Below are 23,270 nucleotides of genomic sequence, written 5' to 3'. Positions count from 1 at the left end.
TTTCCTCCTAATCCTCGGTCAGCCAGCTGCGGAGCAATTTAGCAAAGTCATCTGGTTTTTCTTTTGCCATTTTTTCAAGCTGTTGTTTTCTAACCATTTCTTCTGTTTCTGGTTCAGTATCTAAATCAGGAACATTGATTGGCTCTCGTTCTTCAAATTCAAACTCTTCTTCTTCGTCTTGTCTGCGTTTACGCACAAGCATCACAATAAGAGCAATGATTGCAATTAATAGCACGCCACCTACAATATATACCCAAAGCGGAATGTTACTTGAGGGTGTATCTGTCGTTGTTTGCTGTTTGCCATCAAGCTTTGAAACTGAAAGAACAATTTTGTTATCCAAGTCAGCTTGCGCTAACGCTTGGCCATTTGTGTATTCTTTATCAATGGATGTACTAATAATTGTTGAGAGAATCTTTCTAATATCATCCTGTCTTTCAGCTGTTAATGAGTTTGGATCATTTGCTGTTGGCGGTTCAACAAGTGCTTGAATGCCAACATCTCTGATTTTGTAAGGGCTCTCTATGATTTCTTTATGGATGCGGTTCACTTCATAGTTGATGCGATCTTCGCTCTTTTCATAATCACCGCTTCCATTTGCACCATCAGTCTCCTGATAGTTCGTGACATCATCATCACCAGTACCAGCTGTTCCACCTGCTGCTGCTCCATTACCTGAATATGTTTCAGCAATTTTTTCAGCACTAACTGCGATCCCTTGCATATTTTCTTCATCAACTGGTTCAACAATATCTTCTTTTCTTTTTTCTTCTGTGAAATCAATGTCTGTCGTAACCGATACTGCCACTTTTTCCTGACCTATCATCGTTCCTAGTAGCTGTTGGATTTTTCTTTGAAGATTCTTTTCGATCTCTTCTTTTTTCTGTTGCTGTGCATCCATTCCACCTGCATAAGAATCAGTACTGTTGTTTAGGTCATAGTAGTTTGAATCTTGGTCCATGATGACAATGTTTTCTGTTTTTAAATTCGGCACACTTTTTGAAATAAGATGATAAAGACCTTTTACTTGTTGCTGTGTAAGTGTGTAGCCAGGCTGAACTTGCAACACAATTGATGCCGATGCATTACTTTGCTCTTCCCCAACAAAAACGGAATCTTTCGGAAGGTTAATCATAACCTTTGAATCTTTAATCCCGTCAATCGTATTGACCAGATTAGATAATTCTGTTTGAGTTGCGTCTACTTTCAGAACATCAAATTCATTGTCAGTTAAACCAAAACCAGAATTATTCGCGAAAAAGGAGTAATCAATACTTCCTGTTTTAGGAAGCCCTTCTGCTGCGAGTGTCACTTTTAGAGAGTCTGCTTGGCTTTCTGGAACAAGAATTGTCGTTCCGTTGTTTGCAAGTTCCGATTTTACGCTTTTGCCATCTAGTTCCTGCTTGATTTGTCCAGCCTCTTCTGCTGACAGATCTCTAAATAACGGAACCATTTTTTCGGAAGAAGCAAAGATGCTAACAATCGTAATCACGATTGCTAGGGCAGCAACGCCGCCAATCATGAGTATCTTTTGTAATTTTGATCGATTTCGCCAAAACTCAACTGTTTTTGTTCTTAATTGCATTAAAGTACGATTCATCTTAACCCCCGGTCATTCCATTCAGTCTTTTTTTGTTCGCCAGCACCTCCTACATTTGCATTCTCATAATCTCTTGATATGATTCAACTGCTTTGTTTCTAAACTCAGTAGCAGCCGTGAGCGTCACACTCGCTTTTTGTGCAGCAATCATGACTTCATCAAGATTCACGTCTTTTCCTTGTGCAAGAGCATTTGTATACTGGTCTGATTTCAGCTGTGATTGATTTAGTGCCTCAATGGAATTTTTCAACACATCAGAGAAGTTCGTTTGACTTGTAGGTGCGGCTGCCTGAAGAGGCGATGCATTCGTCAATTCACTTGCTTGCTGAGCGCTTTGAAGCTGTAAAGGAGATATTGCATTAACCAATTGTTTTCACCTTACTTTCCTATTTCTAAAGCTTTCATCAGCATGCTTTTATTCGCATTTAGTGCGGTTACGTTCGCTTCATATGACCTTGTGCTGCTGATGAGATCAACCATTTCTTTTAATGGGTCAACATTTGGCGTTTGAACATAACCATCTTCATTGGCATCGGGATTTGTAGGGTCATATTGAAGGTTGAATGGAGTTTCGTCTTCAGTAATTTTTGTCACTTTGACACCACTACCTAATTTGCTGCTTGAATTCATTGAAGAATTCAATATAGATGAAAAGGATTCACCTGCAGGCTGAAGCGTGACAAGTTTACGTCTGTACGGCTCCCAGTTGCCATCTACCTGTCTTGCCCTTGTTGTATCCATATTTGCAAGGTTGGAGGATACAACATCCATTCTAAGCCTCTGAGCTGTTAATGCTGAGGCCGAAGCGTTAACGCCTGAAAAAATCGACATCACTTACCTCCTGTCAAAACTGTTTTTAGAGAATTGAGTTTTCCACTCATTCTTTCAACCAATGCATTGTACTGAATTTGGTTTTTAGCGAGTTCACTCATCTCTTGATCAATATCGACATTATTTCCGTTTTCTTGATAAGAAGTACGGTTGCTTGAGACGACTGAATAATTAGACCCTGTTTTTGAAAAATCAATATGTCCTTGATATGTTTTTTCAGCATCTAATTTAATTGATTCGTCATTTAGCATATCGTTAAATGTGACTTTTTTCGACTTGTAGTTCGGTGTGTCTATATTAGAGACATTGTTGCTTATGACTTTTTGCTTAACATTCGCTCTGCCCAAGGCATTTTCAAGGTTGCTTATCGTTCCAGAAAATATATCCAAAACCATATCCCTCCAATCTTATGTATTTCATTCCAATTAATCTTGTCGAGATTTGTAAATCCATATGCTTATTGTAAGAAATAATAGGATTAAAGTCTATGATGTATCTGTAAAAAAAACTCGTAATATATATCTATTTTATGGATAGGTACAAAGACCTAGATTCAAAGAACTACAGATTTGTAAGGGGTTTCTTGGAAAAATAGTTGTCGTTTTTCCGACAAATTTCCATTTTCCCTACCAAAAAAGCCCCTTTCGGAGAATTTCTCTCCTGAAAGAGGCATTTCGTCAATGTGATTTTAAATTTTCAAGTTCGATTAAAAATTTGTTATTTAACACTTTAATGTATGTTCCCTTCATGCCAAGGGAACGAGACTCAATTACTCCTGCACTTTCAAGTTTGCGAAGTGCGTTTACAATCACTGAACGAGTGATACCTACACGGTCAGCAATTTTACTTGCAACAAGCAAACCTTCATTACCATCTAATTCTTCAAAAATGTGCTCAATCGCCTCAAGTTCACTATAAGAAAGAGAGCTAATTGCCATTTGTACGACCGCTTTACTTCTTGCTTCTTCTTCAATTTCTTCCGATTTCTCACGAAGGATTTCCATTCCAACAACCGTTGCTCCGTATTCAGCAAGAATAAGATCATCATCCGTGAATGTATCTTGAAGACGGGAAAGAATAAGTGTCCCTAAACGATCTCCCCCACCGATAATCGGCACGATTGTCGTAAGACCTGATTGAAACAGATCACGATTTTCAATAGGGAATGCTGTGTATTCACTGTTAATATCCAGATTTGAAGATGTGACTGGTACATTGAACAAGCTCTTTGTATATTCTTCTGGAAATTGACGATCTTCAAGCATTTTTTTCATTCGAGCATTTTCAATTTGTTGATTGATCGAATAGCCAAGGAGTTTTCCTCTTCTGCTTAAAACGAAAGTGTTTGAATCAATCACGTCTCTAAGCGTTTCAGCCATTTCTTTAAAATTAACCGGTTTTCCCGCTGCTTCTTGCAGCATCGAGTTAATAATTCTTGTTTTTTGTAGTAATGCCATATTCATGATCCTCCTAGATTACTTTATTCATTTGTTAAAGTATGAATTGACTTAAATCTTTATTGTTTGCAATCTTTCCTAGCTTCTCTTCCACATACTGAGGTGTAATCGTGACTGTCTCCAGTGTGACATCCGGTGCCTCAAACGACAGCTCTTCAAGCAATTTTTCAAGTATGGTATGAAGCCTTCTTGCGCCAATGTTATCAGTGTCTTGATTAACATGATAAGCGATTTCGGCAATCTTATAAATAGCATCGTCAGAAAATTCAAGAGATATACCTTCTGTTTCAAGCAATGCTTTATATTGCTTCAAAAGTGCATTATCAGGTTCCGTTAAAATCTTCACAAAGTCTTCTATACTTAATTTATCTAATTCCACACGAATTGGAAATCGTCCTTGAAGCTCTGGAATTAAATCAGACGGTTTTGCCATATGGAAGGCACCTGCGGCAACAAACAGAACATGATCTGTTTTCACTGCGCCGTATTTTGTCATCACTGTTGAGCCTTCAACAATTGGTAAAATATCACGCTGTACACCTTCGCGTGATACATCAGCAGAAGCTGTACCACTGCTTTTAGCAATTTTATCAATTTCATCAATGAAAATAATGCCTTGTTGCTCAGCTTTTTGAACTGCCTCATGACTAACTTCGTCCATATCAATCAACTTTGAAGCTTCTTCTGCAGTTAAGGCTTTTCTTGCCTCTTTCACTGTAAGCTTTCGTTTCTTTTTCTTTTTCGGCATCAAATTACTGAGTGCATCTTGCATATTCATGCCCATTTGTTCCATGCCAGAGCCTTGAAGCATATCAAACATGGATGGTTGCTGCTCTTCTACTTCAATTGTGACATAGTGATCTTCAAGTTCTCCCATTGCAAGCTGATGTGCAATTCGCTTTCTTGACGTTTCAAGATCTGCTTCTTCATTTGTTTCATGTTTATCACGATCTTCATCATCAGATCCACCAAAAAGCATTTCAAATGGATTTTTCACTGCATGATTCTTTTTCTTTCCTGGAACAAGCAGGTGGACAATTCGTTTGTTTGCTTGCTTTTCAGCTTCTTGCTTCACATCATTCATTTTTTCTTCTTTGACAAGTCTCACAGCAGTCTCGACAAGGTCTCTAACCATTGATTCTACATCACGACCAACATATCCGACTTCTGTAAATTTTGTCGCTTCCACTTTAATAAACGGAGCGCCAGAAATACGTGCAATTCTGCGGGCTATTTCTGTTTTCCCAACACCTGTTGGTCCAATCATTAAGATATTTTTTGGAACGACTTCATCTTTCAGCTTATCATGTAAAAGACTTCTTCTGTAACGGTTTCTTAAAGCCACCGCCACTGCTTTTTTCGCATCGAGCTGACCAATAATATACTGATCAAGCTTTTCAACTATTTCTCTTGGGGTTAACGGCTTTTTCTCCATACGTCTCATGTCCTTTCTATTCAAGCTCTTCTAAAGTGATTTGATCGTTTGTGTAGACACAGATTTCCCCAGCTGTTTCAAGTGCTGCTCTTGCAATATCTATAGCAGAAAGATGGTCACCAGCGTGCTTTTTAAGTGCTCTTCCAGCGCTGAGTGCGTAATTCCCACCTGATCCGATTGCTAGGATGCCATCATCTGGTTCAATGACTTCTCCAGTACCTGATACGAGTAGGATACTTTCTTTGTTCATGACGATCAGCATAGCTTCAAGCTGTCTAAGCATCTTGTCGCTGCGCCATTCTTTCGCAAGTTCAACTGCCGCTCTCTTTAAATTCCCGCCATATTCCTCAAGCTTTGTTTCAAACTTTTCAAAGAGTGTAAAAGCATCTGCAACTGATCCTGCAAACCCCGCTAGAACCTTTCCACCGAAAAGACGGCGCACCTTTTTAGCTGTGTGTTTCATCACGACAGCCTGACCAAATGTGACTTGACCATCACCAGCCATTGCACTCTTCCCTTTATGCTGAACTGCAAATATGGTTGTTGCATGAAAAGATGACATGGAAAAACCTCCTTTTATGATCGTTTAAACGCTCTCGGATGATGAGACATGTATGTTTTTCTTAAAGAATCCTTTGATACATGTGTGTACACCTGTGTAGACGATAAATTCGAATGGCCGAGGAGCTCTTGGACACTTCTTAGATCCGCTCCTTCATTTAGCAGATGTGTTGCAAATGTATGTCTTAACATGTGCGGATGGATATGTAATGTGCCAGATGCTTTTTTCATGAGTTCTGTCAGAATATACCGAACACCTCTATCAGTAAGCGGTGCACCACGCTGATTCAAAAACACATCCTGATGTCCTTTTCGCCCCTTGCTTAGTAATTGCTTTCGGCCATCTTCCAAATACCTGATGAGTGCTTCATGGGCATAAGACCCAAATGGTACATACCGCTGTTTTTTGCCTTTTCCATGAACAAGTACCGTATCCATAGTTAGATCGAGATCAGGTTCTTTTAGTGAACATAACTCACTTACCCTCATTCCTGTTGCATAAAGAAGTTCTAAAAGCGCCTGGTTTCTTTGTCCGAGCGGAGAACTCAGGTCAGAAACAGTGAAAAGCTCTTTTAGTTCCTCTTCATACAAAAATGAAGGAATTCGCTTATCCTGTTTTGGCAGACTTACGAGTAAAAAAGGATTTTCTTTCACAAGCTGTTCTCTCAATAAAAATTTATAAAAGCTGCGAAGTGCAGATATCTTCTTACTAATGGTTCTTCTTGTAAGGCCTTTTTCATACGCTTCTGTTAAATAAATTCTCGTATCTTGATAGGATACCTCTTCAAATCCGTTTATTCCTTGAATGTTCATAAATCGGACAAACTCTTCAATCGCATCTGAATAGCCTGAGACCGTCAAAGCTGAATAGTTTTTCTCAATTTGTAAATATTCAATGAATAAGTGGACAAGACGCTGTATATTCGTCATTTTTACACCTCTTTAAGGCTTTTAAATGGTATCACATATCATGCTTTTCATGCAATCTTTTACTACAGAGATTTCGAAATAGTTTGAATAGTCTCGATTGCACGTTTAGCGTATTCCGCATAACGATCTTGTTTATTTTTAATTTTAACGCCAAGTTCTTTTAAAAGTCCAAAATTTGCATTCATTGGTTGGAAACTTTTTTTGTTTGTTGTTGTGATGTAATGTGCCATGCTACCAATAGCCGTTTCCCCTGGTAATGTTACAAGGTCTTCTCCTTTAACGAATCGAGCAGCATTGATTCCAGCAACCAATCCTGAAGCAGCAGATTCAACATAGCCTTCAACCCCTGTCATTTGGCCAGCAAAGAATAAGTCATCTCTTTTTCTAAACTGATAGGTTGGTTTAAGTAGACTTGGTGAGTTAATAAATGTGTTTCGATGCATCACACCATATCTGACAATCTCTGCTTGTTCAAGACCTGGGATTAAACGAAACACTTCTTTTTGGTCGCCCCATTTCAAATGTGTTTGGAAACCAACAATATTATATAGTGTCCCTGCAGCATCATCTTGTCTTAACTGAACGACTGCGTATGGGCGTTTGCCTGTTTTCGGATCTTCAAGTCCTACTGGCTTCATTGGTCCAAAAAGCATTGTTTTTTTGCCTCTTGTCGCCATTACTTCAATTGGCATACAGCCTTCAAAGAAGATTTCTTTCTCAAATTCTTTCAGTGGTACTGTTTCTGCAGAAATCAGTGCATCATAGAATCGGTCAAATTCTTCTTCTGTCATTGGACAGTTTAAGTAGGCGGCCTCACCTTTATCATAACGAGACTTCAAATATACTTTGTTCATATCGATGCTATCTTTTTCCAAAATCGGCGCTGCTGCATCATAAAAATATAAGTAATCTTCTCCTGTTAATGATTTTAGCTCATGTGAGAGTGCTTCCGATGTTAGTGGACCAGTTGCGATAATGGTTGGCCCTTCTGGAATACTTTGCACCTCTTCATGAAAGACTGTCACATTCGGATGGTTCTTCACACGATTAGTGACACTTGCTGCGAATTCATGACGATCAACTGCAAGTGCGCCTCCTGCTGGTACGGAACATTCATCTGCTGCAGCGATAATGGCAGAATCTAGATACCTCATTTCTTCCTTTAATACACCGACTGCATTAGTCAGAGCATTTGCGCGAAGTGAATTGCTACATACAAGTTCTGCGAATTGATCTGTATGGTGTGCAGGCGTTTGTTTAACAGGCCTCATTTCATAAAGATGAACCTTGATGCCTCGTTTGGCAATTTGCCATGCCGCTTCACTTCCTGCTAAACCTGCTCCGATCACATTAACAAATTGATTCATTTTGCAACTCTCCTATTTCGTAAGTTCTATTTGATGACATAAAAAAGCAGGTGAACAAGGATGCTCACCGCTATTTTTGTTGTTCCTCTTTATAATCACAATTCACACATTGAACTTGAATGCCTTTTTTCAACTTTTTCTCTACAAGCATTTTTTCACACTTCGGACATTTTCTTTCAATTGGTTTGTCCCAAGAAACAAATTCACACTGCGGGAAACGATCGCATCCGAAGAAAATACGGCGTTTCTTTGATTTTCTTTCGACGATATTTCCTTCGTGACAGGACGGGCATTTGACACCAATGTCTTTTACGATCGGCTTTGTGTTTCGACAGTCTGGGAAATTGGAGCAGGCCATAAACTTTCCATATCTACCCATTTTATACACCATCGGATTTCCACATTCTTCGCAGTCAACACCAGCGTATTCAGGTTCAATTTCAACCTCTTGCATTTCCACTTCTGCTTTTTCAACACGTTTTGCAAAGTCTTTGTAAAAGCTATCAATGATTCGAACCCATTCAATTGTCCCTTCCTCTACGCTATCGAGTTCTTTTTCCATTTTTGCGGTAAACTCAACATTGATGATTTCCGGGAAAAACTCAATGATTAAATTGAATACAATCTCACCAAGCTCTGTTGGTAAAAATCGTTTATTATCAAGAGTCACGTAGCCACGCTTTTGAATCGTATCCAAAGTAGGTGCGTACGTAGAAGGTCGACCAATCCCTAGCTCTTCAAGTGTTTTGACAAGCCTTGCCTCTGTATAACGTGGTGGCGGCTGTGTGAAATGTTGTTCAGGTTCAATATCTTTTGAAAGAACTGTGTCTCCCTCTACAAGATCAGGAAGCATCTTATCCTTTTCTTCAAGCTGATCGTCCTTTCCTTCAACATACACCTTCATAAAGCCAGGAAACTTTACTTTGCTTCCATTTGCACGGAAAGTCAGCCCGTTGTTTTCAAGATCAACACTCATGGTGTCAAGAACAGCAGGTGCCATTTGACTTGCAACGAACCGCTCCCAAATCAGCTTATAAAGACGAAGTTGATCTCTGCTTAGGACATGCTTTAAATCAGCAGGTTTCCTTAATGTAGAGGTTGGACGGATCGCTTCGTGAGCATCTTGCGCGTTTTCGTTCTTTTTAGCAGGGCGTTTCGCTGATGCAAGAAAGTCATTTCCGTACGTTTGATCAATAAATGCAGACACTTCTTCAATCGCAGTATTTGAAACACGAGTTGAATCTGTTCTCATATATGTAATCAATCCGACAGTTCCTTCTTTGCCAAGATCAATTCCTTCATACAGCTGCTGAGCAATCATCATTGTTTTTTTAGCACGGAAATTTAATTTTCTTGCTGCCTCTTGCTGTATTGTAGAAGTAGTAAACGGGAGAGCAGGGTTACGTTTCCGCTCTTTTTTCGTCACTTTGTCTACAGCAAACTTATTTCCTTTTAGCTTTGAAAGAATTTCTTTTACATCATCTTCTGTTTTAAGAGGATGCTTCTTACCCTTTATCCCAAAAAAGCTCGCTTCAAAGGCTTCTTTTCCTTTCAGGAATGTCCCATCAATCGTCCAATATTCTTCTGGTTTAAAATGATTGATTTCATTTTCACGGTCAATGATAAGTCTTAATGCAACAGATTGAACACGTCCTGCACTTAAGCCTTTTTTGACTTTTTTCCAAAGGATTGGACTTATCTTGTAGCCGACTAAACGATCTAAAATTCGTCTTGCTTGTTGGGCATCAACTAAATCCATGTTAATGACACGTGGATGCTTAAATGAATCTTTTATGGCATCCTTCGTAATTTCATTAAATACAACTCGGCAATCGGATGTAAGGTCAAGGTCAAGACTATGCGCTAGATGCCACGCAATCGCTTCTCCCTCTCTGTCGGGGTCAGCTGCGAGATACACTTTTTTTGCTTTTTTCGCTGCTGTTTTCAGCTCTTTTAAAACTGGACCTTTCCCGCGAATCGTGATGTACTTTGGTTCGAAATCTTGTTCTGTGTCAACGCCTAATTGACTTTTCGGTAAATCTCTTACATGTCCCATTGAAGCTTTTACTTTATATTTTTTTCCAAGATAACGTTCAATCGTTTTCGCCTTTGCTGGCGACTCAACGATGACTAAATAATCAGCCATACCTAAAATCCCCCTTAAGAGGTGTTCTCTCTTTATACATTACACAATTAATATTTATGTTAATTGATTTGTTAATCAGACATTTGTTGAAATTCTTTATGATGAACATCATTATAAACATGAAAATCAAAGTGTAAACTTAAATCCTCACTATTATTAAATATTCCTGTGTCGTTTGTCAAACGATATTTCTATAAGAGTTCCATATATTGAACGTTTGCCACAGTGAATTCCTCTAAAATATCACTTGTGGAATGGACAAGTTTTGCACCTTGTTGAATTAATCTGGCTGGTCCTGCTGAATTCGGATCGAATATGGGGCCAGCGACAGCAAATACTTCTTTACCTTGTTCCAATGCCTGATACGCTGTAATCAGTGAACCACTTTTTTCTTTGCATTGGATGACCACTGTCCCTTTTGTAATACCACTAATCAATCGATTTCTCATAGGGAAGTGCCATTTCTCAGGCCTGACATATGGCGGATGCTCTGACAACAACAAATGGTGCACCCCCATGTATTCTGCCATTTGAACATTCTCTTTCGGATACAAATGGTCAAAACCTCCCGCCACAACCCCAATTGTTTTTCCCTTTTTCTTGATACATTTTGTATGAGCAAGTCCATCAATTCCTTTTGCTAGTCCACTGACAATGATCCAATTGTCTTTCACGAGATCGCCAACAATCTGTTTAACACACTCTTTTCCGTAGATAGAAGGAATACGCGTTCCAACAACCCCAAGACTTTTTTCTTCATTTAAATAAGACAGTTTTCCTTTTAGGAATAATACTGGGGGAGGGTCATAAATGTTCTTTAAATTTTCAGGGTACAGAGGTGATGTGATCGGAATCATGTGAATGTTCTTTTTCAAATAAGATTGAACGATGTTTTGAAAAATGGGGAATTCGCTTTCCTCAGCTTGTTTTAATCGGGTGAAATCAATCGTTTGAAGTGTTCGATCCTGTTTAAAATGATGTTTTTCTTCATTTATATATAGGTCAGGATCAGCTTTCCACCATTTGGTAAGCAAAGAGGGTGAAATGAGGCCTTTTAAGCGGTGAAAGATGACTCTATCCGATGCATTCATTGTACATACCATTCCTCCAAAATGAGATAGAAAGAAGAAGACTTGCATCAAAACAAGTCTCCTTTAGAAAATTAATGCGTTTTGCATACTTCAAAAAGATTTTTCTCTTTTAACACTTTAATCAGTGTCTCTCCCATGACAGATGGCGTTTCTGCAACTTCAATGCCACAGGCACGCATTGTTTTCACTTTCTCTTCAGCAGTTCCTTTACCACCAGAAATAATAGCGCCAGCATGGCCCATACGTTTTCCTGGAGGAGCTGTTTTACCACCAATAAAGCCTACAACCGGCTTTGTCATATTTGCTTTGACCCATTCAGCAGCTTCTTCTTCAGCTGTTCCGCCGATCTCACCTATCATGATGACCGCATGCGTCTCTGGATCTTCGTTAAATGCTTTTAATACATCAATAAAGTTCGTCCCATTAACTGGGTCCCCACCAATACCTACTGCAGTTGATTGACCAACACCAGCCTCTGAAAGCTGATGAACCGCTTCATATGTAAGTGTTCCAGAACGAGATACAACACCAACATGACCTTTCTTATGAATGTATCCAGGCATAATCCCTATTTTACATTCTTCAGGTGTAATTACACCTGGACAGTTTGGCCCAACAAGTCTTGTCTTTTTACCTTCCATATAACGTTTCACCTTGACCATGTCAAGTACAGGAATATGTTCAGTAATACATATGACCAGTTCAACTTCTGCATCAACTGCTTCTAGGATAGCATCTGCCGCAAACGGTGCCGGTACATAGATAACAGAAGCATCTGCTCCAGTTGTCTGTACAGCTTCAGATACAGTATTAAACACAGGAACTCCTTCTACTTCAGTTCCACCTTTTCCAGGTGTTACACCGCCAACGATATTTGTTCCATATTCAATCATTTGTTTTGTGTGGAACAATGCGGTTGAACCCGTGATCCCCTGAACAATTACTCTCGTATTTTTATTAATAAATACACTCATTTAGGTTCCCTGCCTTTCTGCTCTACTTCACTAAAGATACAATCTTTTCTGCGCCGTCAGCCATTGACTCAGCAGAAGTGATATTTAAGCCTGATTCACTAAGGATTTTCTTCCCTAATTCAACATTTGTTCCTTCCAGACGTACAACGAGCGGTAACGTTAAACCAACTTGTTTTGTTGCTTCAACTACACCTTCTGCGATAACATCGCATTTCATGATGCCGCCAAAAATGTTAACGAAAATCCCTTTTACATTTTGATCAGATAAGATGATTTTAAATGCTTCCGTTACTTTTTCAGCTGTTGCACCGCCACCTACATCAAGGAAGTTGGCAGGGTCTCCGCCGTAATGCTTGATGATATCCATTGTAGACATTGCAAGTCCTGCTCCATTTACCATACAACCAATATTACCATCTAGTGAAATGTAGCTAAGATCATATTTCGATGCCTCTATTTCCTTCGGATCCTCTTCATCAAGATCACGGTATTCTAATATATCTTTTTGTCTATATAATGCATTGCTGTCAAAATTCATTTTTGCATCAAGCGCCATGACTTTACCATCACCTGTTACAACAAGTGGGTTGATCTCTGCAATAGAGCAATCTTTTTCTACAAACGCTTTGTACAGACCTGCCATAAATTTAACTGCCTGTCCGACTAGTTTTGTTGGAATATTGATTTTAAAAGCAACTTCTCTTGCTTGATAAGCTTGAAGGCCAATCGCTGGATCAATGATGACTTTGACGATTTTTTCTGGCGTTTTTTCTGCCACTTCTTCAATTTCAGTTCCGCCTTCTTCGGACGCCATCAATACAATTCTTGACGTTGCTCTGTCTAATACAAGTCCAACATAGTATTCCTTTTTAATATCGCAGCCTTCTTCAATAAGTAAGCGTTTTATTTCGCGTCCCTCAGGCCCTGTTTGATGAGTGATAAGTGTTTTGCCGAGCAATTCCTCTGCAAACTCTTTCACTTCATCTTTTGTTTTTGCAATTTTTACCCCGCCTGCTTTACCACGGCCACCTGCATGAATTTGTGCTTTTACGACATAAACAGAGCTTTCTAGCTCTTCTGATGCTTTTACTGCTTCATCAGGTGTAAATGCTACTTTACCATTTGGAACTGAAACCCCATATTTTCTTAGGATTTCTTTCCCTTGGTACTCATGGATATTCATTTCCCATCCTCCCAACATATGTAGAAACAAGAATTAATAAAATAGACTGCGCTTTCATTTTAAAGAATAAAAAAGAGAATGTCTAGGGTTCTATGTAAAATCGTGAAATCCTTCTAAACATTCAAACTTTTATTTTATTAAAAATATAAATTTTTCTGTCAAATTCTTGTTTTTCCTTATTTTTTCATCTTTTTATCCAATTTGTAGATAAACGAAAAAATTTCTGCTACAGTATCATATAAAGCTTCTGGGATTTCCTCATCTAAGGTTAAGTGCCTCATCAGCTCAACTAAATTCGGATCTTCTTGAATGGGAACACCTGATTTTTTAGCTTCTTCGATAATATTATCTGCAACAAGTCCAGTTCCAGTTGCGATCACTTTTGGTGACTTTTGTTTTTCTTCGTCATAATGCAAAGCGACCGCTCTTCTCAGCGGTTTTGAATCCTTCATACTCGCATGTCCAGCCCTCTCTCGCTGATTTTATGAAAGTGTTCATCCAAAAATTGCGATGGATCTACTTGCTCTTTTCTCTTTTTCGCTGTAATACCCGTTAAACTGTAGCCCAGTTCATTTAAATTTTCCCTGACAGTCGGAATCATAGGATTAATGGTTCCTTGCAGTTCAAAATCAGTCTCTACTGTAATCGCCATAACCTTTTTTTGAATGGTACAATCTATGAGCGTTTCATCTAAATTTTCCATATTTAAGTAGAACATTAATCGGCACTGAGAGAGATCAATTGTACCATCTTTGTTCTTATGCCCCTTCAGCATGAAGGTTAAATCTTGCACACTATGCTTTGAAAAAAGTGGATAAGACACAACCATTTGGTTAACCGTTTGATTTTCTTGTTGGATGAATAATTGGCCATTTAACCGATGAAACACTTGGTCAACATCCCTCTTCACTTGCTCTGGAAGATCCGCATTTTTCGCATCATTCAACACCAATTTCAGCTGATGAAGATCTTGATTTTTGATGTCTTGGTTTCCTTTTTCAAGGAGTTTAATCATTCCTAATTCATCTCTCACACCCATCGCTTTTTTTATGGTCATAATCAAATCTAGCACGTCGGTTTTATTTGAGAGATTAGGTTCAATTTGTTTGATTGTTTGAGCGAGTGTTCTTGCTTCTTCTTTTGTTAGGAATGGGAATTCCTTTTGAAGCGCTGATGCTTGCGATTCTATATTTGAACCAGCCTGTTGTAAAGCTTGAATCAATGTTGTAACCTGCTTTACCAGTGTCGTTTGAGTCGTATCTGCTTTTTGTGAAAAGGTCGTCAGCATGTGCTCAATTTTGCTCCCAGGGATGCTGTCTAGCTTTTGCACTGTATTCCCTTGTATGGGTTGACTAAGCGTCGTATCTTGATTCACTTGCTGGGTACTTCGATCAGACAAGAGTAGCGCATTTTCCGCCTGCTGAGACGGTTTTATCCCACTATTCATCACGGCATCGGCAGATTGCTTTATTCCCTCTCTAGAAGCAAGGAGTAGTGATAGTAATTTATCTGCATGTACAGTTGGTTCTGCTTGTACAACAGCTTTTATCGCTTGGGTAAGCTGCTGGGTTGCCTCTGTTTGCTTCGGAAGCTGCTCTAGGCTAGTTAGCAGTGTTGCCATATCTTGATGCAGGGCAGAAGGTGATTTAACCGCTAAAATGGACTGTAGTACACCTTGTTGAATGGGCAAATCTTTTTTCAGGGCAAAAAGGAGTGCCTGTAGTCCTTTTTTAACATCAGTTGATGGAAGCTGTTCGATCCATTTGACAGCTGTTTTCAAATCAACTTCACTAATGGAAGCTTTTTCTTTTAAAAATGCTGTCGCTGTTAAAATCGTTTCAAGCCCGTTTTTTAGCGATAAACCCTCTATCAATTTTACCGCTGCATCTTTTAACGTTTTGGGATCTTGATCAAATTGCTGAACTGGACGAAGTTTATTGAGACCGCCTGCTTCCCCTTGTTCAAATGCAAACCAGTAAAAAGAATCGGCTTTTAATTGAGCTGCGAGCTGCGCTTTCATTTTTGTCGCACCTATCTGAACAAGTGCTGTATCTTCTCCAAGCATCTTCAGCACCTTCCCAATAACGAGTCGATGGATATTTTCTTTTCCCTCTCCATTTAAAGGTGCGGATTCTAAAGTGTTTAAGCGGCTCTTCAGTGCTGTATGTATGTCTTCAAGTCTTGTCATGATCAGGTAGCCTCCTTTTTTCTCAAGTTGATGAGATCTCGGATCGGATTGGGGCGAACGATGTCCGGTGAATAGGTGTGAGACCATGTTTTTTTATTGCTGCCAAATGCTCCTTTGTACCATATCCTTTATGTTTCTCGAATTGATACTCGGGATATTTACGTGCATAGTCTTCCATCATTCTGTCTCTTGTGACTTTTGCAATACATGAAGCAGCGGCAATAGATACACTTTTCGCATCTCCTTTTATTATCTTCTCCTGCTGACACTCTATCGGAAGTGTCATAGCATCCACGAGAAGATAATCAGGTGTATGTGTTAAATGTTGCACTGCTCTCACCATCGCCAGTCTTGATGCTTCATAGATATTTATTTCATCAATTGTGTCTGCATCAACAATGCCGATCCCGATATCTAGTGCTTCGTCTTGAATCAAATGATAAAATTCTATCCGTTTTTTCTCAGATAATTGCTTTGAATCATTCAGGCCGAGTAATGTCCTATTTTCTTTTAATATGACCGAAGCGGCAACAACAGGGCCGGCTAGTGGACCTCTGCCAGCTTCATCAATCCCCGCAATAATGGTGAAGCCATTTGTCTTCGCTTTTTTCTCATAAGCAAGCATCTCGTCCCATTTCACTTTTAGCTCTTGCTCCTTGGCTCTTTTTTTCTGCCACTTTTCAAAAAGTTGTTGGACGCTTTTTCTTGTATCTTCTTTGACAAGGTCAGAAATGAACATTTCATCATGTTCGTTTTGTTCGATTAGCTCTTTGACTTGCTTTACGTTATACATGTATGAATCGGCCCCCCATTTATATCGGCTGTTTTTCACAAAAAATAAAGACCCGCATGAGCTGCGTGTCTTTTAGCTTATAGGCTTCTCAAATGATAAGGGACCGAACTTCTCAGTTCGAATATCTCTAATAATGAGTTCTGTCGTTTTATCGTAGTTGATAAGCCCCCCGCTCATGAGACAGCCCCTTCTTGTTCCGATGGCATCAAATAGCTCTGCTATATCGTCTGGAATGTCTGTGAGCTCATATCGCTTTTTCAATCGTTCTGGATAATGCTGCTCTAAAAACCGCAGAGCAAATACAGCCACATCTTGCAAATTGATAATAGAATCTTTGATGGCACCCGTTACGGCAAGCTTTAAACCGACTTGCTCATCCTCAAATTTCGGCCATAAAATTCCCGGTGTATCCAGCAATTCAAGCTCCTTACCTACTTTGACCCACTGCTGCGAAGTCGTCACTCCAGGTCTGTCCCCAGTCTTAGCAATATTTCTTTTCGCAAGGCGGTTGATCAGCGTCGATTTGCCGACATTGGGAATGCCGATAATAAGGGCACGAATCGCACGAGGTTTTACCCCTTTCGCCTTCATTCGATCAAATTTTTCCTTTAAAATATCTTTTGAGGCCGCAATAATTTGATTTAAACCTTGTCCATCTACAGAGTTAATTGCCAGTGCACGCACGCCCTGACGTTCAAAATGTGCCTGCCACTCTTTTGTCACATGTAGATCTGCTTTATCTGCTTTATTTAATAACATGATTTTTGGTTTATTTTGCAGGATTTCCTCAATCATCGGGTTTCTTGATGACATGGGAATTCTCGCATCTGTTAGTTCAAATACAATATCAATCAGCTTTAATTTTTCTGTGACCTGACGTCTTGCTTTTGCCATATGGCCTGGAAACCACTGAATCGTCATATTCGCACCTTCTTTCTCGATGATTTCTATACACTATACAAAAAAAGAGCCTGTTACGGGTAACAAGCTCTTTCCTTTGATATCATTATCGTCTGATTTCTTTGATACGAGCCGCTTTACCGCGAAGTTCACGTAAGTAGTAAAGTTTCGCACGACGGACTTTACCGTAACGTACAACTTCGATCTTAGCGATTTTTGGTGTGTGTACAGGGAATGTACGCTCAACGCCTACACCGTAAGAAATCTTACGAACTGTGAAAGTTTCGCTGATTCCACCACCACGACGCTTAATTACAACACCTTCAAAGAGCTGGATACGCTCACGAGTACCCTCAACAACTTTTACGTGTACACGTAAAGTGTCACCAGGACGGAACGCAGGAAGATCAGTGCGTAATTGTTCTTTTGTGATTTCTTCAATCAATTTTTGCATCGTTTTCAACTCCTTCCAACAGATGCTCTTGTCCTTCTTTCCATTTGCAGCGGAACATCGTTTTCAAACTTGAAACGGCATGCCGTCCAAGTCACAAGTAGTATCATATCACACCTAAGAACAGTGTGCAATACAATCTAGTCATTATGAAGCTGCCATAGCCATCTTTTTTCTTCATCGTTTAATGTTTGGCACGATTCAATTAAATCTGGCCTTCTGACATAGGTTCTTCTCAATGATTCTTTACGTCGCCACTCTTCAATTTTTGCATGATTGCCGGAAAGTAGCACCTCTGGTACTTTCATTCCCTTATAGTCAGCTGGTCTTGTATAATGTGGATGCTCTAGCAGTCCTGTACTAAATGAATCTTCGATGTGGGATTCTTCTTTTCCAAGCACATGAGGCAATAGCCTGACCACACTGTCAGCAATCATCATCGCTGGCAGTTCTCCGCCTGTGAGGACAAAATCCCCGATTGAGATTTCATCTGTGACAAGATGTTCCCTGATGCGCTCATCATACCCTTCGTAGTGACCACAAATAAACATGAGGTGCTCCTCTTTTGAAAGCTCTTCTGCTTTTTTTTGTGTGTATCTTTCACCTTGTGGACAAACGAGGATAATGCGGGGCTCTCTGTCAGCCTCTGCTTTTAAATCAGCCACAGCATCAAATACCGGTTGTGCTTTTAACACCATACCTGCACCGCCGCCATATGGATAATCATCGACTGTTTTGTGCTTATGATCCGAATAATCTCTAAAGTTTACGACATTGAATTCGACAGCTTGTTTTTCTTGCGCTTTTTTTAAGATCGATGAATGAAGGACGCCATCAAACATTTCTGGAAACAGTGTAAGAAAATCTATTTTCATTCGTCAATAAGTCCTTCCATGACTTCAACGTGAATGGCTTTATTTTCGATATCAATGGTTTTAACAACCGAGGGGATATAAGGAATAAGTACATCTTTTTTGCCTTTTCTAGCAACAACCCACACATCATTTGCCCCTGGAGTCAGAATTTCCTTAATACGCCCGATGAGTGTTTCGTTTTCATCATATACATCACACCCAATGATCTCATGAAAATAAAATTCGCCCTCATCTAATGAACCGAGATTTTCTTTTTCGACCTTTAGGATAGCTTCTTTCAATTGTTCCGCCTCATTTAAAGATTCGATTTCTTCAAAAGTTAAAAGGTCAAACTGTTTGTGCTGTCTATGCGATGAAACAGTCACTTTGGTTGGCATGTCCTGTCCTTTTTTAAAAAGGTATAGTGTGTTCCCTATTTTATAACGTTCTTCTGGAAAATCCGTTTTTGAAATGATCCTCACTTCACCACGAACTCCATGAGTATTAACGATTTTCCCAACATTTAACCAATCTTGTTGCATCTTTTGTATCACCCCTGACGTATTTCAACAACAGTGCCGTCTTTGACCACGATGACGTGTTCATGCGTCTTGTCGCCCCACCGGTCACCTATCTGAATATCTATTAATGCATCAACTTCTGTTTCTTTGATTTCACTTCCAAGCGGCAATGTGTTGAGCTGCTGAATTTGAAAATCAATATTGCTTATTTTCTCTTGTCGTTTCTCAATCGCTTTTTGAAATTGGGAAATGACATCTTGCTGCTGCGGTTCTTTTTCATGTTTTTTCAATTGGAAATATAATTGATTGCATTCACGTTCTAGTCTTTCTTTTTTTTGCATAAAAGTCGTTAACAGTTTGTCCTTGCTGCTTTCAGTTAATACTTGCATAACGGTGACATGTTGAATGATCTGCATCTTTCCTTTGTCCCCCTATCTGAAGGCATTTTCTTTTAGAATATAACAAAAAATAGATTTAAACGTGTAAAAAAAGGGGAGGTCCTATGCCCTCTCCCTTTTTTAGTCAGCAATCTCAAGTTGAACTTTCTTAGAAGATTCTGCACCTGCTGCAAAAATGACTGTCCGTATCGCTTTTGCTGTTCGTCCCTGCTTTCCGATGACTTTACCAGTATCTTCTGCATTGACAGACAGTGTATAAATCACTTGCTCATCTTTTTTGGCAGAAGATACGTTAATATCTTCTGGATAATCAACGAGCGGCTCGACGATGGATACAATCAATTCTTCCAAGGACAGTTCATTCATTATTTGCTGTTTTTCGCATTATGAAATTTTTCAAGAATTCCTTGGCTAGAGAAAAGGTTGCGAACTGTATCAGATGGTTTCGCACCATTTTGAAGCCATTTAAGCACTAATTCTTCGTTGATTTTCACCTCAGCTGGTGATACAACTGGGTTGTAAGTTCCAACTGTTTCGATGAAACGACCATCACGTGGTGAACGAGAATCTGCTACAACAATACGATAGAAAGGAGATTTTTTTGCTCCCATACGTTTTAAACGAATTTTTACTGCCATTTTACTAGCACCTCCGAAAATATTTCAACAAGATAGTATATTAACAATGATAAAAGGGTTTGTAAAGTGTTTTTTCTTAACAACGGTTTTATCATGTATAACCAATTACATAAATGGTAATTTAAAGCCTTTTTTCTTTCCTTTGGTCATGTTCGTCATTTGCTTCATCATCTTTTTCATTTCGTCAAATTGCTTTAAGAGGCGATTGACTTCTTGTACAGATGTTCCGCTACCTTTTGCAATCCTTTTTCTGCGGCTTGCATTGATGACCTCTGGTTGCTCTTTTTCTTTTGTGGTCATTGATTTAATGATCGCTTCAATGTGATTGAGCTGTTTTTCATCGACTTGGACGTTTTTGAGCCCTTTTATTTTACCGGCACCCGGCATCATTTGAATCAATTCATCAAGTGGACCCATATTACGAACTTGACCGAGCTGCTCAAGGAAATCATCAAGCGTGAAACTCATGGTCCGCATTTTTTTCTCAAGCTCTTTTGCTTTATCTTGGTCAACGTTTGCTTGCGCTTTTTCAATCAGCGTCAGCACATCGCCCATGCCAAGAATTCTTGATGCCATTCGTTCTGGATGGAACGATTCAAGCGCATCGAGCTTTTCTCCTAGTGCGGCAAACTTGATTGGCGTGTTTGTTACAGCTCGAATAGAAAGTGCTGCCCCACCTCGTGTGTCACCATCAAGCTTTGTGAGAACAACGCCTGTTAAACCAAGCTGTTCGTTAAAGCTTTTAGCTACATTGACAGCATCTTGACCTGTCATTGAGTCAACGACAAGGAATATTTCCTCTGGATTTGCCACTTCTTTCACTTTCTGTAGCTCATCCATCAATTCATGATCAATATGGAGCCGTCCAGCTGTATCCAAGATCACATAATCATGATGTTCTTCTTTCGCTTTTTCAATTGCCTGTTTGGCAATTTCTACTGGACTCACTTGATCACCGAGAGAAAAAACAGGCATATCAAGCTGTTTCCCAAGCGTTTGAAGCTGTTGGATCGCTGCCGGTCTGTAAATATCCGCCGCGACCATCAGTGGTTTGCGGTTATGCTTTTTGCGAAGTAAATTGGCGAGCTTACCAGTTGTTGTCGTTTTACCTGCCCCTTGAAGACCAACCATCATGATGACTGTCGGAGATTTTTTCGCTACTGCGATCTTACTCTCTTCTCCACCCATCAATTCTGTCAATTCTTCTTTTACAACCTTTATGACCTGTTGTCCTGGGGTAAGGCTCTTCATCACTTCTTGCCCAACTGCTCGTTCGCTGACCTTTTTCACAAAGTCTTTAACGACTTTGAAATTTACATCAGCCTCAAGAAGTGCAAGCCGAACTTCACGCATCATTTCTTTTACATCTTGCTCTGATACTTTTCCTTTGCCGCGGATTTTTGAAATCGTCTGCTGCAGTCGGTCGGCTAATCCTTCAAATGCCATACTATGCCGCCTCCTAATCTAATTTCTCAAGCGATTCAATTAAAGCTTCTGCTTCTTCCTTTTGTCGGGTTTCAGCTAAAAGCTCTCTCATTTGTTTGAGAATGTCTTTACGCTCTTTAAATTTCTTAAACAAGAGCAGCTTTTCTTCATATTGTTCAAGCATCGCTTCAGTCCGTTTAATATTATCATAAACAGCCTGTCTAGATACTTCATATTCATCCGCAATTTCACCGAGGGAAAAATCATCTAGGTAGTAAAGCGACATGTAGCTTTTTTGTTTTGCGGTCAACAACGATTGATAAAAGTCAAACAAGTAGTTCATTCTCGTTGTTTTTTCAAGCGACATGAGCTCTCTCTCCTTTGTTAAGCTTATTCCCTTTACACAAACTAAGTTTACATGCTTATTTTGATCGTGTCAAGTTTTTATCTTGTCACTTCATGCCGTGATTTGCAAAGAAAAAATGCCAGCAATTGTGCCGACATTTTTTCTTTTAGTCTTCTTCTTTATCAATTAAATCCGAAAATAATCCATATACGTATGATTCGGCATCAAATTTCTGCAAGTCATCTACTTTTTCACCGAGACCAACGAGCTTTACTGGAATGTTCAATTCATTGCGAATCGCAAGAACAATACCGCCTTTTGCTGTTCCATCAAGCTTCGTAAGGGCAATACCAGTCACATTTGTTGCTTTAGAAAATTCTTTGGCTTGTGCCATCGCATTTTGTCCTGTTGTCGCATCAAGGGCTAAGAGCACTTCGTGTGGCGCTTCAGGTATTTCACGTTCGATTACACGCTTTACCTTTTCTAGCTCTTTCATTAAGTTGACTTTATTTTGAAGTCTTCCTGCCGTATCACAAATGAGAACATCTGCATATTTGGCCTTGGCAGATTGGACTGCATCAAAAATTACAGCTGCAGGGTCAGAGCCTGCTGTTTGCTTCACAACAGGAACACCTGAACGCTCTCCCCATACTTCAAGCTGTTCAATTGCACCTGCACGGAAAGTATCGCCAGCAGCTAAGACGACTGATTTCCCTTCATTTTTCAGTTTACTCGCAAGCTTTCCGATCGTTGTTGTTTTCCCAACGCCGTTTACACCCACAAATAAAATCACATTTAGGCGACCTTCTTGTATATTTAACTCCGATATTTGTTCCTCGCCACTATGATAAATTTCAACGAGTTTTTCAGAAATGACCGATTGAACTTCTTTTGGGTCTTGGATGTTTCTTAGCTTCACTTCTTTTTTTAGTTCGTCAATCAGCTCCATAACGGTTGTAAAACCAACATCCGCTCCGATCAATACTTCTTCTAGCTCCTCAAAAAAGTCCTCATCGACTTTTCGATAGCGAGAAATAAGGTCGTTCACTCTTCCTTGAAATGAGTTTCTTGTTTTTTCAAGACCGTCTTTAAACTTCTCGGAAACTGAGTCTGTTTGCTGAGTAAATTTGTCTTTCAGTTTTTTAAAAAAGCTCATAGAATCAAAAAACCTCCTCTAATTA

The 23,270-nt window shown here is 39.5% G+C and carries 26 protein-coding genes; all 26 read right to left on the bottom strand.

The features are described from left to right. Positions 1-7 precede the first annotated feature (7 nt). The gene (gene fliF / locus ACQKEZ_RS13790) at positions 8-1,600 is read right to left on the bottom strand and encodes a flagellar basal-body MS-ring/collar protein FliF (protein WP_427301619.1); all 1,593 of its coding nucleotides are present in this window, start codon (positions 1,598-1,600) and stop codon (positions 8-10) included. Between the two features lie 49 nt (positions 1,601-1,649). Continuing rightward, the gene (gene fliE, locus ACQKEZ_RS13785) at positions 1,650-1,967 is read right to left on the bottom strand and encodes a flagellar hook-basal body complex protein FliE (RefSeq protein ID WP_427301617.1); all 318 of its coding nucleotides are present in this window, start codon (positions 1,965-1,967) and stop codon (positions 1,650-1,652) included. An 11-nt stretch (positions 1,968-1,978) separates the two neighbouring features. After that, complete coding sequence (flgC, locus tag ACQKEZ_RS13780; RefSeq protein WP_427301615.1) at positions 1,979-2,431, bottom strand: flagellar basal body rod protein FlgC; 453 nt, start codon at positions 2,429-2,431, stop codon at positions 1,979-1,981. Beyond that, positions 2,431-2,820, bottom strand: coding sequence for a flagellar basal body rod protein FlgB (gene flgB, locus ACQKEZ_RS13775; protein ID WP_427301613.1), 390 nt, complete (start codon positions 2,818-2,820; stop codon positions 2,431-2,433). Before flgB ends, flgC begins: the two co-directional genes overlap by 1 nt. Positions 2,821-3,108: 288 nt before the next feature. After that, the gene (gene codY / locus ACQKEZ_RS13770) at positions 3,109-3,888 is read right to left on the bottom strand and encodes a GTP-sensing pleiotropic transcriptional regulator CodY (RefSeq protein WP_427301611.1); all 780 of its coding nucleotides are present in this window, start codon (positions 3,886-3,888) and stop codon (positions 3,109-3,111) included. A 34-nt stretch (positions 3,889-3,922) separates the two neighbouring features. Then, the gene (hslU, locus tag ACQKEZ_RS13765; protein WP_427301609.1) at positions 3,923-5,323 is read right to left on the bottom strand and encodes an HslU--HslV peptidase ATPase subunit; all 1,401 of its coding nucleotides are present in this window, start codon (positions 5,321-5,323) and stop codon (positions 3,923-3,925) included. A gap of 16 nt (positions 5,324-5,339) precedes the next feature. Then, positions 5,340-5,885, bottom strand: coding sequence for an ATP-dependent protease subunit HslV (gene hslV / locus ACQKEZ_RS13760; RefSeq protein WP_427301607.1), 546 nt, complete (start codon positions 5,883-5,885; stop codon positions 5,340-5,342). Positions 5,886-5,899: 14 nt separating this feature from the next. After that, a complete protein-coding gene (xerC, locus tag ACQKEZ_RS13755; RefSeq protein ID WP_427301605.1) occupies positions 5,900-6,814 on the bottom strand; it encodes a tyrosine recombinase XerC in 915 nt (304 codons plus the stop codon). Between the two features lie 62 nt (positions 6,815-6,876). Further along, a complete protein-coding gene (gene trmFO / locus ACQKEZ_RS13750; RefSeq protein ID WP_427301604.1) occupies positions 6,877-8,181 on the bottom strand; it encodes an FADH(2)-oxidizing methylenetetrahydrofolate--tRNA-(uracil(54)-C(5))-methyltransferase TrmFO in 1,305 nt (434 codons plus the stop codon). A gap of 70 nt (positions 8,182-8,251) precedes the next feature. Further along, entirely contained in the window at positions 8,252-10,327 is a 2,076-nt protein-coding gene (gene topA / locus ACQKEZ_RS13745; RefSeq protein ID WP_427301602.1) for a type I DNA topoisomerase, read from the bottom strand. Between the two features lie 191 nt (positions 10,328-10,518). Beyond that, positions 10,519-11,418, bottom strand: coding sequence for a DNA-processing protein DprA (dprA, locus tag ACQKEZ_RS13740; RefSeq protein ID WP_427301965.1), 900 nt, complete (start codon positions 11,416-11,418; stop codon positions 10,519-10,521). A 71-nt stretch (positions 11,419-11,489) separates the two neighbouring features. Then, a complete protein-coding gene (sucD, locus tag ACQKEZ_RS13735; protein ID WP_427301600.1) occupies positions 11,490-12,392 on the bottom strand; it encodes a succinate--CoA ligase subunit alpha in 903 nt (300 codons plus the stop codon). Between the two features lie 22 nt (positions 12,393-12,414). Next, positions 12,415-13,575 (bottom strand): ADP-forming succinate--CoA ligase subunit beta, encoded by a 1,161-nt coding sequence (gene sucC / locus ACQKEZ_RS13730; protein WP_427301599.1) that lies wholly within the window; start codon positions 13,573-13,575, stop codon positions 12,415-12,417. A 176-nt stretch (positions 13,576-13,751) separates the two neighbouring features. Next, positions 13,752-14,027, bottom strand: a complete 276-nt coding sequence (locus ACQKEZ_RS13725) for a FlhB-like flagellar biosynthesis protein (RefSeq protein ID WP_427301597.1) — start codon at positions 14,025-14,027, stop codon at positions 13,752-13,754. Further along, positions 14,024-15,763 (bottom strand): glycosyltransferase, encoded by a 1,740-nt coding sequence (locus ACQKEZ_RS13720; RefSeq protein WP_427301595.1) that lies wholly within the window; start codon positions 15,761-15,763, stop codon positions 14,024-14,026. The genes ACQKEZ_RS13725 and ACQKEZ_RS13720 overlap by 4 nt, the downstream gene beginning before the upstream one ends. A 22-nt stretch (positions 15,764-15,785) precedes the next feature. Next, complete coding sequence (locus tag ACQKEZ_RS13715) at positions 15,786-16,556, bottom strand: ribonuclease HII (RefSeq protein ID WP_427301593.1); 771 nt, start codon at positions 16,554-16,556, stop codon at positions 15,786-15,788. 72 nt (positions 16,557-16,628) lie between these two features. Further along, a complete protein-coding gene (gene ylqF / locus ACQKEZ_RS13710; RefSeq protein ID WP_427301592.1) occupies positions 16,629-17,477 on the bottom strand; it encodes a ribosome biogenesis GTPase YlqF in 849 nt (282 codons plus the stop codon). 85 nt (positions 17,478-17,562) lie between these two features. Then, positions 17,563-17,910 (bottom strand): 50S ribosomal protein L19, encoded by a 348-nt coding sequence (gene rplS, locus ACQKEZ_RS13705; RefSeq protein WP_427301590.1) that lies wholly within the window; start codon positions 17,908-17,910, stop codon positions 17,563-17,565. A gap of 137 nt (positions 17,911-18,047) precedes the next feature. Next, the gene (gene trmD, locus ACQKEZ_RS13700) at positions 18,048-18,782 is read right to left on the bottom strand and encodes a tRNA (guanosine(37)-N1)-methyltransferase TrmD (protein WP_427301588.1); all 735 of its coding nucleotides are present in this window, start codon (positions 18,780-18,782) and stop codon (positions 18,048-18,050) included. Beyond that, positions 18,779-19,303 (bottom strand): ribosome maturation factor RimM, encoded by a 525-nt coding sequence (gene rimM / locus ACQKEZ_RS13695; protein WP_427301587.1) that lies wholly within the window; start codon positions 19,301-19,303, stop codon positions 18,779-18,781. Before rimM ends, trmD begins: the two co-directional genes overlap by 4 nt. Before the next feature lie 8 nt (positions 19,304-19,311). Further along, a complete protein-coding gene (locus ACQKEZ_RS13690) occupies positions 19,312-19,698 on the bottom strand; it encodes a YlqD family protein (RefSeq protein ID WP_427301585.1) in 387 nt (128 codons plus the stop codon). Positions 19,699-19,800: 102 nt separating this feature from the next. Continuing rightward, complete coding sequence (locus ACQKEZ_RS13685) at positions 19,801-20,046, bottom strand: KH domain-containing protein (RefSeq protein ID WP_427301583.1); 246 nt, start codon at positions 20,044-20,046, stop codon at positions 19,801-19,803. Further along, on the bottom strand, positions 20,046-20,318 hold the full coding sequence (rpsP, locus tag ACQKEZ_RS13680) for a 30S ribosomal protein S16 (RefSeq protein ID WP_427301582.1): 273 nt from the start codon (positions 20,316-20,318) through the stop codon (positions 20,046-20,048). The genes ACQKEZ_RS13685 and rpsP overlap by 1 nt, the downstream gene beginning before the upstream one ends. A gap of 105 nt (positions 20,319-20,423) precedes the next feature. Next, positions 20,424-21,764 carry a signal recognition particle protein gene (ffh, locus tag ACQKEZ_RS13675; RefSeq protein WP_427301580.1) on the bottom strand — a complete coding sequence of 447 codons (1,341 nt, stop codon included), beginning with the start codon at positions 21,762-21,764 and terminating at the stop codon, positions 20,424-20,426. Positions 21,765-21,777: 13 nt separating this feature from the next. Further along, entirely contained in the window at positions 21,778-22,110 is a 333-nt protein-coding gene (locus ACQKEZ_RS13670; RefSeq protein ID WP_427301578.1) for a putative DNA-binding protein, read from the bottom strand. 145 nt (positions 22,111-22,255) lie between these two features. Next, complete coding sequence (gene ftsY / locus ACQKEZ_RS13665) at positions 22,256-23,245, bottom strand: signal recognition particle-docking protein FtsY (RefSeq protein ID WP_427301576.1); 990 nt, start codon at positions 23,243-23,245, stop codon at positions 22,256-22,258. Positions 23,246-23,270: the final 25 nt, after the last annotated feature.

This window comes from Bacillus sp. NPDC077027, from assembly GCF_050269555.1.
Classification (GTDB): Bacteria; Bacillota; Bacilli; order Bacillales; family Bacillaceae; genus Bacillus.
The sequence above is the reverse complement of the archived record's forward strand: the minus strand, read 5'-3'. Positions and strand labels throughout refer to the sequence as shown.

Bases quoted from the DNA above. Each gene is read 5' to 3' on its own strand.
- topA (WP_427301602.1), bottom strand. From the start codon at position 10,327: ATGGCTGATTATTTAGTCATCGTTGAGTCGCCAGCAAAGGCGAAAACG.
- xerC (WP_427301605.1), bottom strand. From the start codon at position 6,814: ATGACGAATATACAGCGTCTTGTCCACTTATTCATTGAATATTTACAA.
- sucC (WP_427301599.1), bottom strand. From the start codon at position 13,575: ATGAATATCCATGAGTACCAAGGGAAAGAAATCCTAAGAAAATATGGG.
- ftsY (WP_427301576.1), bottom strand. From the start codon at position 23,245: ATGAGCTTTTTTAAAAAACTGAAAGACAAATTTACTCAGCAAACAGAC.
- ffh (WP_427301580.1), bottom strand. From the start codon at position 21,764: ATGGCATTTGAAGGATTAGCCGACCGACTGCAGCAGACGATTTCAAAA.
- rplS (WP_427301590.1), bottom strand. From the start codon at position 17,910: ATGCAAAAATTGATTGAAGAAATCACAAAAGAACAATTACGCACTGAT.
- ACQKEZ_RS13685 (WP_427301583.1), bottom strand. From the start codon at position 20,046: ATGAATGAACTGTCCTTGGAAGAATTGATTGTATCCATCGTCGAGCCG.
- trmD (WP_427301588.1), bottom strand. From the start codon at position 18,782: ATGAAAATAGATTTTCTTACACTGTTTCCAGAAATGTTTGATGGCGTC.
- ACQKEZ_RS13725 (WP_427301597.1), bottom strand. From the start codon at position 14,027: ATGAAGGATTCAAAACCGCTGAGAAGAGCGGTCGCTTTGCATTATGAC.
- codY (WP_427301611.1), bottom strand. From the start codon at position 3,888: ATGGCATTACTACAAAAAACAAGAATTATTAACTCGATGCTGCAAGAA.
- hslV (WP_427301607.1), bottom strand. From the start codon at position 5,885: ATGTCATCTTTTCATGCAACAACCATATTTGCAGTTCAGCATAAAGGG.
- dprA (WP_427301965.1), bottom strand. From the start codon at position 11,418: ATGAATGCATCGGATAGAGTCATCTTTCACCGCTTAAAAGGCCTCATT.
- hslU (WP_427301609.1), bottom strand. From the start codon at position 5,323: ATGGAGAAAAAGCCGTTAACCCCAAGAGAAATAGTTGAAAAGCTTGAT.
- trmFO (WP_427301604.1), bottom strand. From the start codon at position 8,181: ATGAATCAATTTGTTAATGTGATCGGAGCAGGTTTAGCAGGAAGTGAA.
- ACQKEZ_RS13715 (WP_427301593.1), bottom strand. From the start codon at position 16,556: ATGTATAACGTAAAGCAAGTCAAAGAGCTAATCGAACAAAACGAACAT.
- ylqF (WP_427301592.1), bottom strand. From the start codon at position 17,477: ATGACGATTCAGTGGTTTCCAGGCCATATGGCAAAAGCAAGACGTCAG.
- ACQKEZ_RS13720 (WP_427301595.1), bottom strand. From the start codon at position 15,763: ATGACAAGACTTGAAGACATACATACAGCACTGAAGAGCCGCTTAAAC.
- sucD (WP_427301600.1), bottom strand. From the start codon at position 12,392: ATGAGTGTATTTATTAATAAAAATACGAGAGTAATTGTTCAGGGGATC.
- ACQKEZ_RS13670 (WP_427301578.1), bottom strand. From the start codon at position 22,110: ATGTCGCTTGAAAAAACAACGAGAATGAACTACTTGTTTGACTTTTAT.
- fliF (WP_427301619.1), bottom strand. From the start codon at position 1,600: ATGAATCGTACTTTAATGCAATTAAGAACAAAAACAGTTGAGTTTTGG.
- ACQKEZ_RS13690 (WP_427301585.1), bottom strand. From the start codon at position 19,698: ATGCAGATCATTCAACATGTCACCGTTATGCAAGTATTAACTGAAAGC.
- rpsP (WP_427301582.1), bottom strand. From the start codon at position 20,318: ATGGCAGTAAAAATTCGTTTAAAACGTATGGGAGCAAAAAAATCTCCT.
- rimM (WP_427301587.1), bottom strand. From the start codon at position 19,303: ATGCAACAAGATTGGTTAAATGTTGGGAAAATCGTTAATACTCATGGA.
- flgC (WP_427301615.1), bottom strand. From the start codon at position 2,431: ATGTCGATTTTTTCAGGCGTTAACGCTTCGGCCTCAGCATTAACAGCT.